18 protein-coding genes are annotated in these 14,619 nt (G+C 70.4%); 14 read left to right on the top strand and 4 right to left on the bottom strand.

Annotation, left to right across the window (positions count from 1 at the left end; genetic code table 11):
- Positions 1-3: 3 nt before the first annotated feature.
- From motB to WDZ95_RS05455, 11 genes are all read left to right on the top strand, one after another.
- On the top strand, positions 4-1,044 hold the full coding sequence (gene motB / locus WDZ95_RS05505; RefSeq protein WP_425776782.1) for a flagellar motor protein MotB: 1,041 nt from the start codon (positions 4-6) through the stop codon (positions 1,042-1,044).
- Positions 1,045-1,086: 42 nt separating this feature from the next.
- The gene (gene cheY / locus WDZ95_RS05500; protein ID WP_166230210.1) at positions 1,087-1,473 is read left to right on the top strand and encodes a chemotaxis response regulator CheY; all 387 of its coding nucleotides are present in this window, start codon (positions 1,087-1,089) and stop codon (positions 1,471-1,473) included.
- A 60-nt stretch (positions 1,474-1,533) separates the two neighbouring features.
- Positions 1,534-2,106 (top strand): protein phosphatase CheZ, encoded by a 573-nt coding sequence (locus WDZ95_RS05495; protein ID WP_425776779.1) that lies wholly within the window; start codon positions 1,534-1,536, stop codon positions 2,104-2,106.
- Between the two features lie 75 nt (positions 2,107-2,181).
- Positions 2,182-2,451 (top strand): DUF1778 domain-containing protein, encoded by a 270-nt coding sequence (locus WDZ95_RS05490; protein WP_425776777.1) that lies wholly within the window; start codon positions 2,182-2,184, stop codon positions 2,449-2,451.
- Positions 2,439-2,951, top strand: coding sequence for a GNAT family N-acetyltransferase (locus WDZ95_RS05485; RefSeq protein WP_425776775.1), 513 nt, complete (start codon positions 2,439-2,441; stop codon positions 2,949-2,951). Before WDZ95_RS05490 ends, WDZ95_RS05485 begins: the two co-directional genes overlap by 13 nt.
- Before the next feature lie 128 nt (positions 2,952-3,079).
- Positions 3,080-4,234, top strand: coding sequence for a flagellar biosynthesis protein FlhB (flhB, locus tag WDZ95_RS05480; RefSeq protein ID WP_425776773.1), 1,155 nt, complete (start codon positions 3,080-3,082; stop codon positions 4,232-4,234).
- Entirely contained in the window at positions 4,231-6,306 is a 2,076-nt protein-coding gene (gene flhA, locus WDZ95_RS05475; protein ID WP_425776771.1) for a flagellar biosynthesis protein FlhA, read from the top strand. The genes flhB and flhA overlap by 4 nt, the downstream gene beginning before the upstream one ends.
- Before the next feature lie 41 nt (positions 6,307-6,347).
- Complete coding sequence (flhF, locus tag WDZ95_RS05470) at positions 6,348-7,832, top strand: flagellar biosynthesis protein FlhF (RefSeq protein ID WP_425776769.1); 1,485 nt, start codon at positions 6,348-6,350, stop codon at positions 7,830-7,832.
- Entirely contained in the window at positions 7,825-8,577 is a 753-nt protein-coding gene (locus WDZ95_RS05465) for a hypothetical protein (RefSeq protein ID WP_425776767.1), read from the top strand. The genes flhF and WDZ95_RS05465 overlap by 8 nt, the downstream gene beginning before the upstream one ends.
- Positions 8,578-8,579: 2 nt before the next feature.
- Positions 8,580-9,296, top strand: a complete 717-nt coding sequence (locus tag WDZ95_RS05460) for an RNA polymerase sigma factor FliA (protein WP_166230225.1) — start codon at positions 8,580-8,582, stop codon at positions 9,294-9,296.
- 7 nt (positions 9,297-9,303) lie between these two features.
- Positions 9,304-10,362, top strand: a complete 1,059-nt coding sequence (locus WDZ95_RS05455; protein ID WP_425776765.1) for a glycosyltransferase — start codon at positions 9,304-9,306, stop codon at positions 10,360-10,362.
- A 9-nt stretch (positions 10,363-10,371) separates the two neighbouring features.
- On the opposite strand, the gene WDZ95_RS05450 is transcribed toward WDZ95_RS05455, so the two are convergent.
- On the bottom strand, positions 10,372-11,454 hold the full coding sequence (locus tag WDZ95_RS05450) for a hypothetical protein (protein WP_425776763.1): 1,083 nt from the start codon (positions 11,452-11,454) through the stop codon (positions 10,372-10,374).
- Between the two features lie 161 nt (positions 11,455-11,615).
- Here WDZ95_RS05450 and WDZ95_RS05445 point away from each other — a divergent pair, with 161 nt between their 5' ends.
- On the top strand, positions 11,616-12,026 hold the full coding sequence (locus tag WDZ95_RS05445; RefSeq protein ID WP_425776761.1) for a gamma-glutamylcyclotransferase: 411 nt from the start codon (positions 11,616-11,618) through the stop codon (positions 12,024-12,026).
- A gap of 37 nt (positions 12,027-12,063) precedes the next feature.
- Here the strand turns inward: WDZ95_RS05445 and WDZ95_RS05440 are convergent, their stop codons facing one another.
- The 3 genes from WDZ95_RS05440 to flgA all read right to left on the bottom strand — a co-directional run bounded on the left by WDZ95_RS05440 (position 12,064) and on the right by flgA (position 13,580).
- On the bottom strand, positions 12,064-12,408 hold the full coding sequence (locus tag WDZ95_RS05440) for a hypothetical protein (RefSeq protein ID WP_425776759.1): 345 nt from the start codon (positions 12,406-12,408) through the stop codon (positions 12,064-12,066).
- A gap of 11 nt (positions 12,409-12,419) precedes the next feature.
- Positions 12,420-12,731 (bottom strand): flagellar biosynthesis anti-sigma factor FlgM, encoded by a 312-nt coding sequence (flgM, locus tag WDZ95_RS05435; protein ID WP_425776757.1) that lies wholly within the window; start codon positions 12,729-12,731, stop codon positions 12,420-12,422.
- Between the two features lie 123 nt (positions 12,732-12,854).
- Positions 12,855-13,580, bottom strand: coding sequence for a flagellar basal body P-ring formation chaperone FlgA (gene flgA, locus WDZ95_RS05430; protein ID WP_287468133.1), 726 nt, complete (start codon positions 13,578-13,580; stop codon positions 12,855-12,857).
- 199 nt (positions 13,581-13,779) lie between these two features.
- Here flgA and flgB point away from each other — a divergent pair, with 199 nt between their 5' ends.
- Both flgB and flgC read left to right on the top strand, forming a co-directional pair.
- A complete protein-coding gene (flgB, locus tag WDZ95_RS05425) occupies positions 13,780-14,193 on the top strand; it encodes a flagellar basal body rod protein FlgB (RefSeq protein WP_425777259.1) in 414 nt (137 codons plus the stop codon).
- Positions 14,194-14,213: 20 nt separating this feature from the next.
- The gene (gene flgC, locus WDZ95_RS05420) at positions 14,214-14,618 is read left to right on the top strand and encodes a flagellar basal body rod protein FlgC (protein ID WP_166230239.1); all 405 of its coding nucleotides are present in this window, start codon (positions 14,214-14,216) and stop codon (positions 14,616-14,618) included.
- Position 14,619 lies beyond the last annotated feature (1 nt).

Below are 14,619 nucleotides of genomic sequence, written 5' to 3'. Positions count from 1 at the left end.
GACATGGCCGGGGACGGAAAAAAACTACAGCCCATCATCGTCAAGCGCGTGAAGAAGGGCGGTCACGCGGCCCACGGCGGCGCGTGGAAGATCGCCTACGCCGACTTCGTCACGGCCATGATGGCCTTCTTCCTGCTCATGTGGCTGCTCGGCTCGACCGCCAAGGGCGAGCTGCAAGGCATCGCGAGCTACTTCTCCAACCCGGTCAAGGTGTCGCTCATGGGCGGCAATGGCACGGGCAACAGCAACAGCATCATCCCCGGGGGCGGCCGCGACCTGTCGGCCACCAACGGTCAGCGCGATTCGGGCGACACCGAGCGCACGACCAGGGAGCTCGGCGCCCAGATGGCACGCGCCGAACTCGCGCGCAAGGACCAGGAGCGCATCGACGCGCTCGAGCGCAAGATCAGCACGCTGATCGACAGCAACCCCAAGCTCGGCGAGTACCGCTCGCAGATCCGCATGATCAAGACGCCCGACGGGCTGCACATCCTGATCGTGGACGACCAGAACCGCGCCATGTTCGACACCGGCAGCGCGCTGGTGAAGCCCTACATGCAGGAGATCCTGCGCACCCTGGGCAAGGCCCTGGGCGACGTGGAGAACCACCTGGCGCTGGCCGGCCACACCGACGCCTCGCCCTACGGCAGCGGCGATCGCGGCTACAGCAACTGGGAGCTCTCGGCCGACCGCGCCAACGCCTCACGCCGCGAGCTCGTGGCCGGCGGTCTGCCCGACAACAAGCTGCGCCGCGTCGAAGGCCTGGCCGCGAGCGTGCCGCTGCTGCCCGACAAGCCGCTGGACCCTTCGAACCGCCGCATCAGCATCGTGGTGATGACCAAGGAGTACGAGGAGCGCATGTTCCCGCCCGCGCTGCCGGCCGCGCCGCTGCCGCCCGCCAGCATGGGCACGGCGCCGGCCGCCCCAGCGGCCAACCCCTCGGCCAACCCCGCGCCTGGCGCGCCGATGACGCCCAACATCGTGCCGCCCCTACAGATTTCCGCCAACCTGACGAAAGCTTCTAAAGAAGCGAGCCCGCGCTGACCCTGGCGCGCCCGTGTTGCCCCTTGAACCGTGGAGCCTGCGATGTCCACCCCGATGAAATTCCTGATCGTTGACGACTTCTCCACCATGCGCCGCATCGTGCGCAACCTGCTCAAGGAGATCGGTCACACCGATGCCGACGAGGCCGAAGACGGCGCGATCGCGCTGAACAAGCTCAAGTCGGGCGGGTTCAACTTCGTGGTCACCGACATCAACATGCCGAACATGAACGGCTTCGAGCTGCTGTCGGCGATCAAGCAGGACGAAAAGCTCAAGCACCTGCCCGTGCTCATGGTGACCGCCGAGGCGCGCAAGGAAGACATCGTGCTCGCGGCGCAAAACGGCGCGGCCGGCTACATCGTCAAGCCTTTCACCAAGGCCACGCTGGAAGACAAGCTCGCCAACATCTTCAAGAAGCTCGGTCTCTGAGCACGGGGGCTTGTCATGAGCAGCGACATCAACGATAGCGAGTCCGGCAGCAGCCCGGACATGTTCCGCAAGCTGGGCAGCATCACGCGCCAGCTGCACGACGCGCTCAAGGAGCTGGGCTACACCGACAAGCTCCAGGGCACGGTGGAGCAACTGCCCGATGCGCAGAGCCGCCTGTCCTACATCGCCCGCCTCACCGGCGAAGCCGCCGAGAAGGTGCTGAGCCAGGTGGAAGAGGGCAAGAAGGAGCAGGAGCAACTCGCCCACCGCGGCCGCGAGCTCGCCGACACCATCCGCCGCGTGCCCGCGCTGGCCAAGGCCATGCCCGAGCTGCTCGAATGGTCCAACGACGTGGTGGCCCTGGCCGAGAAGACCGACCAGCGCCTGACCGAGATCATGATGGCGCAGGACTTCCACGACCTCACCGGCCAGGTGATCGCGCGCGTGGTGAACCTGGCCGGCACGATCGAGGAGCAGCTGCTCGCGCTGCTGCTCGAATCGGCCCCCTCGGGCCAGCCCGGCCAGGACAAGGCCTACGAACTCGCGGGCCCGGTGGTGAGCGCCGAAGGCCGCACCGACGTGGTGACCAACCAGCAGCAGGTCGACGACCTGCTCGCCTCGCTGGGCTTCTGATCGTGCGACCATCGCGCCGCCCGCGAGCGGCGCTGTGTTGACGTTGTGTATACGGGCTGGCATGTTTGGCGCCCCATGCAAGCCGCCGCCACCACCATCAACGTCCGCGCACCCGCCGAGGTGCGTGATCTCATCGACCGCGCCGCCCAGGCCCAGGGCAAGACACGCACCGATTTCATGCTCGAGGCGTCTGTCGAGGCGGCCCGCCGCGTGCTGCTCGACCAGGTGTTTTTCCAGGCCGACGAGGCCCAGATGAAAGCCTTCCAGGCGGTGATGGAGCAGCCCGTCGAATACAACGCGGCCGTTCGCGCCCTGCTGTCGCGCCGAACCCCATGGTCGGCGTGAGTCCCGGCCCGCTCCGCGCACCCGAGCCCATCACCGCCGAGCACGACAGCTCGGCCTTCGTGTGCAAGCACCCCGCGCTGACCGAATGGCTGCAAAAGCGCGCCCTGAGCAGCCAGGCCAGCGGGGCGTCGAGCACCTACGTGGTGTGCACGGCGGACCGGGACGTGGTGGGCTATTACGCGCTGGCGCCAGGGGCCGTCGCCCACGCCGTGGCCACCGGCCCGGTGCGGCGCAACATGCCCAGCCTGGTGCCGGTGTTCGTGCTGGGCCGGCTCGTCGTTCGAGCCGACTGGGGCGGCCGTGGCATCGGCGCGGGGCTGCTGCGGGACGCCCTGCTGCGCAGCGTGCAGGCCGCGCGCATCGTCGGCGGGCGGGCCCTGCTGTGCCACGCCATCGACGATGAAGCCCGCTCGTTCTATCTGCGGCACGGCTTCCAGCCCTCGGGCCTCGAACCCATGACCCTCATGATCGGGCTGCAGGGCCTCGGTCCGCTGGCCTAGCGACGCGCGCTGAAAACCGCACACCCGGCCATCGGCCCGGGCGAAAAGGCCGGTTTCGCACCGCCTTATCGCCCTTTAGTTTTCCGGCCCGCTTTCCACAATCAGGCTCACTGCTCCGAGCCTGATCGATGGATTCCTCCGCCCAAGACAAGAACCTGCCAGCGACCCCGCAGCGCCTGAAGAAGGCGCGCGATGAGGGCCAGGTGGCGCGCTCGAAAGACCTCACCCACCTGGTGGTGCTGGGCGGCGGCATGGCCGCGCTGTTCGCGCTCGCGCCCATGGGTTTCGGCCGCCTGCGCGATGCGCTGGCCACCCAGCTGCGTTTCGACAACGCCAGCGTGCGCACCCCCGAACTCATGCTGCAGCGCCTGGTGGACAACGCCGGCAATGGCCTGGTGCTGGTGCTGCCGCTGGCCCTGATCGTGGCCGTGATGGTGATCGCCGCCATCGTCGCCTCGGGCGGCTACGCGCCCAGCACCAAGCCCATCGAGCCCAAGCTGTCCCACCTCGACCCGCTGGCGGGCATCAAGCGCCTGTTCTCGCGCCAGCAGCTGGTGGAAACTGCCAAGCTGTTGCTCATCGTGGCCATCATCCTGGCCGTCGCCACGCAGTTCGTGCGCTCGCACGCCGAGGCCTTCTCCACCCTGCTGATGCGCCCGCTCGAGGCCGGCATCGGCCAGCTCGCGCAATGGCTCATGGCCGGCGTGGGCCTGCTGCTGCTGGTGGTGGGCGTGGTGGCCGCCATCGACGTGCCCACCCAGCGCGCGCTGCACAAGCACAAGCTGCGCATGTCGCACGACGAGATCAAGCGCGAGCACAAGGAGGCCGAAGGCGACCCGCACGTCAAGGGCAAGCGCAAGCAGCGCCAGCGCGAGCTCGCGCAGCGCAACAGCATCCGCGCCGTGCCCAAGGCCGACCTGGTGGTGATGAACCCGACCCACTACGCCGTGGCGCTGCGCTACGACGACGCCACCATGGCCGCGCCGCGCGTGATCGCCAAGGGCACCGACCTGATCGCGCTCAAGATCCGCGACGTCGCCAAGGCCAACCAGGTGCCGGTGCTCGAGTCGCCCATGCTGGCGCGCGCGCTCTACGCCCACGCCGAGATCGACCAGGAGATTCCCGGCGCGCTCTACACCGCCGTGGCCCAGGTGCTGGCCTGGGTGTACCAGCTCAAGGCCGCGCTGCGCGGCGAGGGCGTGATGCCCGCCGACCCGCAGCCGCAGGTGCCGCCCGAACTCGACCCCCATTTCAAGAAAGCCGCCCAGGAGTCTGAGGCATGAACGATCTGCAGCAATGGTTCAAGCGCAATGGCGCCATGGCCGGGGCCCTGGCCGCGCCCATGCTCGTGATGACGGTGCTCGCCATGATGGTGTTGCCGCTGCCGCCCTGGCTGCTCGACACCTTCTTCACGCTCAACATCGCGCTCGCGCTGGTGGTGATGATGGTGGCTGCGCACATGAAGCGCCCGCTGGACTTCTCGGTCTTTCCCACGGTGCTGCTGCTCACCACGCTGCTGCGCCTGTCGCTCAACGTGGCCTCCACGCGCGTGGTGCTGCTCGAAGGCCACACCGGCCCGGGCGCCGCGGGTGAGGTGATCGAGGCCTTCGGCCACTTCCTCATCGGCGGCAACTTCGCGGTTGGCCTGATCGTGTTCGTGATCCTGGTGGTGATCAACTTCGTGGTGATCACCAAGGGCTCCGAGCGCATCGCCGAGGTGTCGGCGCGTTTCACGCTGGACGCCATGCCCGGCAAGCAGATGGCCATCGACGCCGACCTGGGCGCGGGCCTGATCGACGAGAAGGAGGCCAAGCGCCGCCGCGCCGAGGTGGGCGAAGAGGCCGAGTTCTTCGGCTCCATGGACGGCGCCTCCAAGTTCGTGCGCGGCGACGCGGTCGCCGGCATCCTGATCCTGATCATCAACATCATCGGCGGCTTCGCCATCGGCATGCTGCAGCACGGCCTGTCGGCGGGCCAGGCGGCCGACAACTACATCCTGCTCGCGGTGGGCGACGCGCTGGTGGCGCAGATCCCCGGCCTGCTGATCTCGGTGGCCGCGGCCATGGTGGTCTCGCGCGTGGGCAAGGACGAGGACGTGGGCAGCCTGGTGGCGCGCCAGATGTTCGTCTCGTGGCGCGTGATGGCGATCGCCGCCGGCGTGCTGTTCCTGCTCGGGATCATTCCCGGCATGCCGCACATCTTTTTCCTGGCCTTCGCCGCGCTGCTCGGCGGCGCGGCCTGGTGGCGCCGCCAGCAGGAACTCGCGCCCAAGCCCGCGACCGGCGACGCGCCGGCCGGCCCGGTCAACGACGGCGAAGCCAGCTGGGACGACCTGCAGCCCGTGGACCTGCTGGGCCTGGAGCTCGGCTACCGCCTGATCTCGCTGGTGGACAAGAACCGCCAGGGCGACCTGCTCACCCGCATCAAGGGCGTGCGCAAGAAGTTTGCGCAGGACGTGGGCTTCCTGCCCCCGCCGGTGCACGTGCGCGACAACCTCGAGCTGCGCCCCAGCGCCTACCGCATCACCCTGCGCGGCGTGGTGGTGGGCGAGGGCGAGGTCTTCCCCGGCATGTGGCTGGCCATCGACCCGGGCGGCACCGGCACGCCCCTGATCGGCACCCCCACCACCGACCCCGCCTTCGGCCTGCCCGCGCACTGGATCGACGAGCGCCAGAAGGAAAACGCGCAAATGGCCGGTTTCACCGTGGTTGATTCCGAGACTGTGCTGGCGACCCATCTTTCACACTTGATGCAAGTCCAGGCCGCCAAGTTGCTGAGCCGGACCGAGACCCAGGAACTGGTCGAACACGTGACCCGCCTGGCCCCGAAGCTGATCGAAGAAGTCGTTCCCAAGATGGTTTCCGTCGCCACGTTCCAGAAGGTGCTGCAGCTGCTCCTCGAAGAAGGTGTCAACGTGCGCGACATCCGCACCATCATCGAATCGATCGCCGAACACGCGGTGCAGACCACCGAACCCCACGAACTGGCGCGCCGCGTGCGCATGGCGCTCGCCCCGGCCATCGTGCAGCAGATCTACGGCCCGGTGAAGGAGCTCGAAGTGATCGCCATCGAGCCCGGCCTGGAACGCCTGCTGATGCAGGCCCTGACCGGCAACAACGCCGGTGCGCTCGATCCCGGCGTGGCCGAGATGCTGAGCAAGTCCGCCACCGACATCGCCAACCGGCAGGAAGAAAAGGGCGTGCCCGCCTGCCTGCTGGTGCCCGACGCCATCCGCAGCGCCATGGCGCGCCTGCTGCGCCGTGCCGCCCCGCGCCTGCAGGTGCTGGCGCACAGCGAAGTGCCCGAAACCCACCTCATCCGCATCGGCCCCATCCTGGGCCAGCTCGCGGCCTGACCCCTTTCTCCGATTGATCGCTCACCTCCGGGATTGACAGCATGAACATCCAACGCTTCATTGCCCCCACCTCGCGCGAAGCCATGGCCCGTGCGCGCCGCCAGATCGGCGACAGCGCCGTGATCCTCTCCACCCGCCAGACCGCCGAGGGGTTCGAAGTGATGGCCGCGGCCGAAGAGAGCCTGGCCTCGATCGCCCAGGCGGCGCAGCCCGGCATGGCCGCCGCCGCGCCCGCCGCCCCCGCCGCGCGCAAGGAGGTGTTCGCCAACACCCAGACCTCGGTGGCCAACGACACCGAAGCCATGGCCATGAGCACGCTGTCGTTCCAGGACTACGTGCGCGAGCGCATGCTGCGCAAGCGCCGCGAGTCGCTGGGCGCCGCCGCCGAGCCCGAGGCGCCGGTCGCCAAGGCCATGCCGCAGCCGGCCATGCGCATGGCCGATCCCGAGCCCATCGTGGTGCCGGTGCAGCGCTACAACGAGCCGCCGCAGATCAGCGCGCCCCGCGCCCAGCCCATCCGCACCCGCGACAGCGGTTTCGCCGACAGCCAGCCGCCCACGCGCTTCGCCACGCAGGACGACCAGCGCATGGCGGTCGAGCTCAACGCGCTCAAGGACATGATCGAAGAGCGCTTCAACACCCTGGCCTGGCTGGGTTCGAGCAAGAACAACCCGATCCAGTCGAGCCTGATGCACAAGCTCATCCGCGCCGGCTATTCGCCCGCGATGGCGCGCGCGCTGCTCGAACGCCTGCCTGCCGAGGCCGGCGCCGGTGAAGCCCTGCGCTGGCTCATGGACGCCATCACGCGCAACCTGCGTGTGGCCGGCAACGGCGCGGGCCTGGCCGACGAGGGCGGCGTGGTCGCGCTCGTGGGCGCCACCGGCGTGGGCAAGACCACCACCGCCGCCAAGCTCGCCGCCCAGTGCGTCAAGCAGTACGGCGCCGGCAGCGTGGGCCTGGTCACGCTCGACAGCTACCGCGTCTCGGGCTACGAGCAGCTGCGCTCCTTTGGCCGCATGCTCGGCGTGGTGGCCCACCTGGCGCACGACCGCGCCGCGCTCAAGGACATGCTGGGCCTGCTGGCCGGCAAGCGCCTGGTCATCATCGACACCGCCGGCCTGGGCCAGCGCGACCAGCGCGTGCAGGACATGCTCGACGTGCTGGAAATGCCCACGCTCAAGAAGGTGCTGGTGCTCAACGCCGGCTCGCAGGGCGACACCATCGACGAGACCCTGTCCGCCTTCAAGGCCGACAAGCTGCACGGCGTGGTGCTCTCCAAGGTGGACGAGGCCGTCAAGCTCGGCCCCGCGATCGACGCCCTGGTGCGCCACCACGTGACGCTGCGCGGCGTGGCCAACGGCCAGCGCGTGCCCGAAGACTGGCAGCAGCCCGACGCCGGCGCGCTGGTCAAGATGAGCATGGGCTCGGCGAACAAGTCGGCCTTCGACCCGGCCAACACCGACATGGGTTTCTACTTCGCCCAGTCCGGTGGCCGCAACGCCAACCTGGGTGGCCTGCATGTTTGAGTTCGGTCTCGACCAGGCCGCCGGCCTGCGCCTGGACATGCAGGCGCGCGATGGCAGCCCGGCCCTCATGCCCCTGGCCAGCCCGGCCCAGCCCTCGCGCGGCTTCGAATGGCTGTGCCGCCTGGCCATGTCCCTGGCCGACGCCGGCCAGCGCGTGGTGGTGCTGGACGCCTGCGCCAGCGAGCGCGGCGACAGCGGCGGCCTGGTGCATGCCCTGGCCGACGGCAGCGAGGCCCACCTGGGCCTGGACAGCAACCCACAGCACTGGCTCGTGATGCCCGCGGCCCACGGCCTGCAGACCCTGGTGGGCACGGCCCGCGCGGGGGGCGCCGACATCGCGCTCTCGCGCCTGTTCGCGCCCTTCGCGGCCGGCACCCTGGTGCTGCTCTACGCCCCGGCGCAGGCGCTCGCGGGCCTGTTGGGCGGGGTGAGCGCGCGCGTGCTGGTGCCGGTGGTCGAACAACCCCAGGCCAGCATCGACGCCTACGGCGCGCTCAAGTGGCTGCACGGCGCGGGCCTGTGCCCGGTGCTGGCGCCGCTCGACGCCTCGGCGCAGGTGCTGGGCAATGTGATCGAGACCGCGCAGCGCCACCTGGGCCTGCGCACGCCGGTGTGGGCCCAGGGCAGCTGGGCCCAGCGCGTGCCCGACGGCGCCCTGGTGCGTGCGCACGCGCACCCCCTTTCCCAGCAAGCTTCCCACGCCCGCGGCCCGGTGGCCGCCGACGGTGCTTCCCTCTGGAGCTGACGATGTACACCGCCAAAGGCACGCTCAACCGCGACGACCAGCTGAAGAAATACAGCCCGCTGGTGCGCCGGCTGGCGCACCACATGATTGCCAAGCTGCCCCCGAGCGTGGAGATCGACGACCTGATCCAGGTCGGCATGATCGGCCTGACCGAGGCCATCGCGCGCTACGAGCCCTCGCAGGGCGTGCAGTTCGAGACCTTCGCGAGCCAGCGCATCCGCGGTGCCATGATCGACGAGCTGCGCGACGGCGACTGGATGAGCCGCGGTTCGCGCAAGAGCCAGAAAGACATCGAGCAGGCCGTGCACCGCCTGCAGCAGAAGCTGCACCGCGTGCCCAAGGAAAGCGAGATCGCCGCCGAGATGGGCCTGAGCCTGCCCGACTACCAGGCCCTGCTGGCCAAGGTGCGCGGCACCCAGCTCGTGTACCTCGAAGACATCAGCGGCGGTGGCGACGACGAAGAGAACTTCCTCGACCGCCACATGGGCGACACCGAGGCCGATCCTTCATCGGTGCTGCAGGACCAGCGCATGCGCATGGCGCTGGTGGAAGCCATCAAGACGCTGCCCGAGCGCGAGCAGCACATCATGAGCATGTACTACGAGCACGACATGAACCTCAAGGAGATCGCCGCCGTGCTCGGCGTGACCGAATCGCGCGTGTGCCAGCTGCACAGCCAGTCGATCGCGCGCCTGCGCGCCAAGATGCGCGAACACTGAGCCGCGCGTGAACACCGCCCGCGGCCCCCACAGCGTGGCGCTCGTGATGATCGCGCGCGACGAGGCGCGCTGCATCGAGCGCGCCCTCCACAGCCTGCGGCCGCACGTGCAGCGCATGCTGGTGCTCGACACCGGCTCGCGCGACGACACCGTCTCGCTCGCGCGCGCCGCCGGCGCCGAGGTGCAGCGCTTCGCGTGGTGCGACGACTTCGCCGCCGCGCGCAACCGCGCGCTCGAGCTCGCCGACGCCGACTGGAACCTGGTCGTGGACGCGGACGAATGGCTGATCGCGGGCGGCGCCGCCATCGAGGCGCTGCAGCACCAGCGGCCCATGCACCTGGGGCAGCTGCGCATCCACAGCGGCTTCGGCGACGGCACGCAGGAACACATCTCCTGGCTCACGCGCGTGCTGCCACGCGGCGTGCGTTACCAGGGCCGCATTCACGAACAGCCCGAGTCGCCGCTGCCGCGTGTGCGCCTGGGCATACAGCTCGGCCACGACGGCTACAGCCAGGCCCAGCTCGCGCTCAAGCGTGGCCGCAACCGCACGCTGCTGCTGGCCGAGCGCGACGCCCATCCCGAAGACCCGCACGTCTGGCTGCACCTGGGCAAGGACCACGAAACCTACGGCGAGCATGCCGACGCCGCCACCTGCTACCGCGCGGCCTGGCTGCGCAGCCAGCCCGGCGCGCCCTACCGGCACGACCTGTTGGTGCGCCTGCTGCATTGCCTGGGGCAGAGCGGCGGTCTCGACGAGGCCCTGGTGCTCGCGGGCGAGGCCATGGACGAATGGGGCGGCTCACCCGACTACCACTTCGTGCTCGGCAACCTGCTGCTCGACTGGTCCACGCAACACCCCGAACAGGCGCTCGACCAGGGCCTGCCCATGGCGCGCGCCGCCTGGGAACGCTGCCTGGAAATCGGCGAACGCCCCGACCTCGACGGCAGCGTCACCGGCCGCGGCAGCCACCTCGCGGCCCACAACCTCGCGGTCATCCACGAAGGCCTGGGCCAGGGCGAGCAGGCGGCGCACTACCGCCGCCTCGCGCAGCACTTGCGCGCCTGAGTTGCGCGCTCAGCCCGGCCCGTCGCCGGGCTGCAGACACAGTTCCTCGAGATCGGGCAGCAGCGCCAGGTAGGCCGGCACGCTGGACAGCGCGCGCGGCGGCACCAGCCGCGTGAGCGGCGGCAGCAGGCCGGTGCGCACCGCCGCAAAAAAGGCCATGCCCCCGAGCGCGTCGAAGGCCTCGAGCAGCGGCGCGGGCAGCGGGCTCAGGTCGAGCGTGGCGCCGGGCTGCTCCAGGTGCGTGAGCAGCACGGTCTCCAGCGTGTCCACGTCGGCCGGCCGGAAGCCGTGCCGGTCGACCAGCAGCGTGCGCAGCGCACACGCCCAGTCGCGCGGCGTCTGCGGCGGGCGCAGCCGGCGCGCGGTGTCGGCGCGGCGCAGGGCGCGCGCGAACGCCGCCTGGGCGCGCGGCCGCCGCACCACCCAGTCGCCCAGCGTGGGCGTGTCGGTGCGGCGTGTGAAACCGAGCACCGGCAGGCCGCAGCCCGCGGGGCGCGCGATGTGCTCCTGCAGCTGCGCGTGCACGGGGTCGAGCAGGTGCACGGCCCTCAGGCGCGGCAGGCCGCGCAGGTCGAGCGAGCGCGCCAGCGGCGAAGGCAGCCAGAGCTCGCCCACCTCGGGCAGGCCCGCGAACCAGCCCGGCGCCGTGCGCAGCCAGGCCGGGGCCTTGAGCGTGTCCACGGCCGGCCGGCGCTGGCGGCGAAAACCCAGGAACACCGTCATGCCGCCGAGCTGTTCGAAGGCCTCGAACAGCAGCGCGTCGACGCCGCTCAGGTCGAGCAGGTTGCGCGGCCGCGTGAGCGCCACGGTGAGCAGGCGCACGAGCTGCTCGGTGGCCGGGGGCGCGAGCCCGGGGTCGGTGTCGAGCAGCTGGCCGAACAGCCGCATCCAGTCCGACGGCAGGAAGGGCATGCGCGCGGGCAGCGCGGCCTGGCCGCCGGCCTGGGCGAGCAGGGCGTCCCAGCAGCGGCTTTGCAGGCCGCTCGCGCGGCCGTGCTGGGCCGACCAGAGTTCGAGGACCGGCCGGGCGAACAGGCGGCGTTGCACGGCCAGGGAAGCGGGCGGTGGAGCGGGGCGGCTGGCAGGAGGCATGCGGCGGGTCGGGGCATGCGGCGCGCGCCCCGACGGGGAAAGTGGAAAACGCCCGGGTATCGGTGAGCGCGGGTCGCGGCGCGGGGCCGGCGGACCGGTCGTCACTTCGGGCAGACTCGGCGGTTTGGCCCTGCTACGCCGGCCGTATGGCCGGTTTCCCCATGACCCTGTTGTTCGTTTACGGCTCTCTCAAGGAGGGCTATCCCAACGCCCACGTCAACCGCGGCCGGCGCCTGCCCGGCGACTACCGCACCGCACAGCCCTATCCGATGCACCTGGTGGAATCGGTGCTGCCCTGCCTGTTCCTGGCGCCCGGCAAGGGCCTGCCGGTGAAGGGCCAGTTGTTCGAGGTGGACGACGCGGCCCTGGCCGCGATGGACGCGCTCGAGCGCATCGGCGAGCCGGGCGGCTACCAGCGCGTGGCGATCGACGTGGTGCCGCTGGACGCGCCCGAGCGGCCCGTTCAGGCCTTCGTCTACGTGCAGGCCCCGGCGCTGCTCGAACGCGAAGGGCCGCACCCGGGGCCGATCGACGAGTACACGCCGGAGCACGCCAAGGCCCTGCGCTGGTGAGCGCAGGCCAGCGGGCCGGCAACGGAAAAAGGAAGTGTCAGCGCGCCGCGTAGCGGCGGGCACCCGCCTGGCCCAGCCCCTGGTAGGTGGGCTTTTGCAGGTGGTCGGGCAGCAGGCTGCCCAGCGCGCGCTCGTTGAGCGCGGCGGCGCGCAGCGTGGCCGCGCGCAATTGGGTGAAGCGGCGCGCGGCTTCGCGCAGCGCTTCGAAATGGCCGGCCTGCAGATCGGCCGAACGCGGGGCTTGCTGCAGCGCGGCCTGCACGGCGGCGCTGGCGGCCTCGACCGCGGGCGCGTCGCCCTGCAGCAGGGCGCGCTCCAGCCCGTCCAGTTGCCCGTTGAGGCGGGCGATCCAGGGGGCGGCGGGCGGGGGCAGCAGGCTCATGGTGGGGGTGTTCAGGCGCGAGCGGCGTTGAGCATTTCGGCGGCGTTCGACAGCAGCTTGTCCGCGATGGCTTCCGGATTGACCTGGAAGGTGCCCGCGGCGATGGCCTGCTTCATGGCTTCGACCTTCTCGCTGTTGAAGACCTCGCTGCCCGACGCGCCCACCGTGGCGCTCGACGACAGGGTCAAGGTCACGCCGGGTTGCGGGTTGCTGGGGCCTTTGGCGGCGCCTTCGACGGCCGCGGCGGGCGGGGTGGCCGCCTTGTGGGGGCCACCGGCCACGCTGCCAATGTAGGAATCCGCGCTAGAGGAATCGACTTTCATGTCACGCTCCGTCCCCGGTTTTCGGGGCAATGTCGTTGTCGTATCGGTCGCGATCTCCAGAACTTTAGGGTTTTGAGGGTGCTTTTCAACCGTTGGTCGTACAGCGCCTGCCGCAGAGAGGCCTCAAAGAGGCAATTCCACCGTCAGGTCGGGCCGCACCGTGCCGCTGACGATCTTGCCCGAGGGCAGGCGCACGCGCGCCGCCTGGCCCACGTAGCCGGTGTTCAGGGCCTGGCCCGTCACGCTCACGGCGAAGCCGCCACCGTTGGCGCTCACTTTCACGGCGCTGCCGGCGTCGAAAGCCTGGGCAGCGCGCACCATGTTCTCGCGGATGACCTGGCCCGGGGTCAGGGCGAAGGCCGCCTGCTGGCCCAGCCAGCGTTCCGGCAGCGCCAGCACCGGTGACGGGTGGGCGGCCCAATCGACTTCGGCGCGTTCGGCGTGGGCTTGAGTCAGGGTTTCGCCGGCCGGCACCGCGGCCTTGAGCACCCAGGCCGGCCCGAAGGCCTGCACCGTGACCGGGATGTAGACCGACCAGCGCGTGGGCCCGTCGACGCAGCGCAGCCCGACGCGGCTGCGGCCCCACAGGCGCCCGCCCGGCGGCAGAAAGGGTTCGATGCCGTTGCACGGCGCCAGCCGCAGCCGGCTGTCCAGGTTGCCCATCACGACCTCGGCGCGCAGCGATTTGCCGCCCTGTTCGGCCACGGCCTGGTCGACCGCGGGCTGCAGGAAGTCGCGCGCGAGCTTTTCCAGGCCGCCCGGTTCGGTGGCGCGGGCGCTGGCGGCCGCGGCCAGCAGCACCAGGGAGAAACCCACGGTCAGCAGCAATCGGAAGGCGGGGCGGTTCATGGGGCGCTCCAGACAGGAAAAAGACACAGGGACAGCCCGGCACTCTAGGCATCCCGCGCCGGGGCTAAGCGGGGAAATGACGGGTCCACCGGCCGCTGTTCGCCCCATTGGCTCCCCTCAAGTCTTTTGACAATGCCCGCACGCCCCGGCCCCGGACCGCTTCCGGCGCCGGCCCCGATTCCCCGCCTGCGAGGTGAGCATGCTCGAACAGATGACCGACCGGCTGGACTTCCACGCCAAGGCGCTGACGCTGCGTTCGCAGCGCCAGCAGGTGATCGCCAGCAACATCGCCAACGCCGACACGCCCGGCTACGCCGCGCGCGACCTCGATTTCGCGGCCGCGCTGCGCAACGCCGCGGGCGGCGCGGCCGGCACCGGCCCCGCGGCCACCACCGACGCGCGCCACTTCAGCAGCGTGGGCGCAGCCGCCGGCGCGGGCGGCGACCCCAAGCTCGGCTACGTGGTGCAGACCCAGCCCTCGCAGGACGGCAACTCGGTCGATCTCGACCGCGAGCGCGCGGCCTTCGTGGACAACACCATCCGCTACGAGTCGACGCTGCGCTTCATCAACGGGCACGTGAAAACCATGCTCAGCGCCATCACCGGCCAGTGAGCGCCTGAAAGGACCTCGCCATGTCCATGTTCCAGATCTTCAACGTCAGCGGCAGCGCGATCAGCGCGCAGCAGCAGCGGCTCAACGTGGTGGCCAGCAACCTGGCCAACGCCGACGCCGTGGCCGGCCCCGACGGCAAGGCCTACAAGGCGCGCCACATCCACTTCCAGACCGTGCCCATGGGCGGCCAGGCGAGCGCGGGCGTGAAGGTGCAGAACATCACCGAGAGCGACACGCCCAACCGCCGCGTGTTCGAACCCAACCACCCCAGCGCCGACGCGCAGGGCTACGTGACCCACTCCAACGTGAACCCGGTGGAGGAGATGGTCAACATGATTTCGGCCTCGCGTTCGTACCAGAACAACGTCGAGGTGATGAACACCGCCAAGAGCCTGATGCTCAAGACGCTGCAGATGGGCCAGTGAG

Origin of the sequence: Hydrogenophaga sp. T2 (assembly GCF_049843535.1) — a bacterium.
In the GTDB taxonomy this organism is placed as follows: Bacteria; Pseudomonadota; Gammaproteobacteria; order Burkholderiales; family Burkholderiaceae_C; genus Hydrogenophaga; species Hydrogenophaga crocea.
Note: the sequence above shows the minus strand (reverse complement) of the source record. Positions and strands in the feature narration are given on the sequence as shown.

Bases quoted from the DNA above. Each gene is read 5' to 3' on its own strand.
- WDZ95_RS05465 (WP_425776767.1), top strand. From the start codon at position 7,825: ATGTTTGAGTTCGGTCTCGACCAGGCCGCCGGCCTGCGCCTGGACATG.
- motB (WP_425776782.1), top strand. From the start codon at position 4: ATGGCCGGGGACGGAAAAAAACTACAGCCCATCATCGTCAAGCGCGTG.
- flgB (WP_425777259.1), top strand. From the start codon at position 13,780: ATGCTCGAACAGATGACCGACCGGCTGGACTTCCACGCCAAGGCGCTG.
- WDZ95_RS05495 (WP_425776779.1), top strand. From the start codon at position 1,534: ATGTTCCGCAAGCTGGGCAGCATCACGCGCCAGCTGCACGACGCGCTC.
- flgA (WP_287468133.1), bottom strand. From the start codon at position 13,580: ATGAACCGCCCCGCCTTCCGATTGCTGCTGACCGTGGGTTTCTCCCTG.
- flhA (WP_425776771.1), top strand. From the start codon at position 4,231: ATGAACGATCTGCAGCAATGGTTCAAGCGCAATGGCGCCATGGCCGGG.
- cheY (WP_166230210.1), top strand. From the start codon at position 1,087: ATGTCCACCCCGATGAAATTCCTGATCGTTGACGACTTCTCCACCATG.
- WDZ95_RS05490 (WP_425776777.1), top strand. From the start codon at position 2,182: ATGCAAGCCGCCGCCACCACCATCAACGTCCGCGCACCCGCCGAGGTG.
- WDZ95_RS05440 (WP_425776759.1), bottom strand. From the start codon at position 12,408: ATGAGCCTGCTGCCCCCGCCCGCCGCCCCCTGGATCGCCCGCCTCAAC.
- WDZ95_RS05450 (WP_425776763.1), bottom strand. From the start codon at position 11,454: ATGCCTCCTGCCAGCCGCCCCGCTCCACCGCCCGCTTCCCTGGCCGTG.
- WDZ95_RS05460 (WP_166230225.1), top strand. From the start codon at position 8,580: ATGTACACCGCCAAAGGCACGCTCAACCGCGACGACCAGCTGAAGAAA.
- WDZ95_RS05485 (WP_425776775.1), top strand. From the start codon at position 2,439: ATGGTCGGCGTGAGTCCCGGCCCGCTCCGCGCACCCGAGCCCATCACC.
- WDZ95_RS05445 (WP_425776761.1), top strand. From the start codon at position 11,616: ATGACCCTGTTGTTCGTTTACGGCTCTCTCAAGGAGGGCTATCCCAAC.
- flhB (WP_425776773.1), top strand. From the start codon at position 3,080: ATGGATTCCTCCGCCCAAGACAAGAACCTGCCAGCGACCCCGCAGCGC.
- flgC (WP_166230239.1), top strand. From the start codon at position 14,214: ATGTCCATGTTCCAGATCTTCAACGTCAGCGGCAGCGCGATCAGCGCG.
- flgM (WP_425776757.1), bottom strand. From the start codon at position 12,731: ATGAAAGTCGATTCCTCTAGCGCGGATTCCTACATTGGCAGCGTGGCC.
- flhF (WP_425776769.1), top strand. From the start codon at position 6,348: ATGAACATCCAACGCTTCATTGCCCCCACCTCGCGCGAAGCCATGGCC.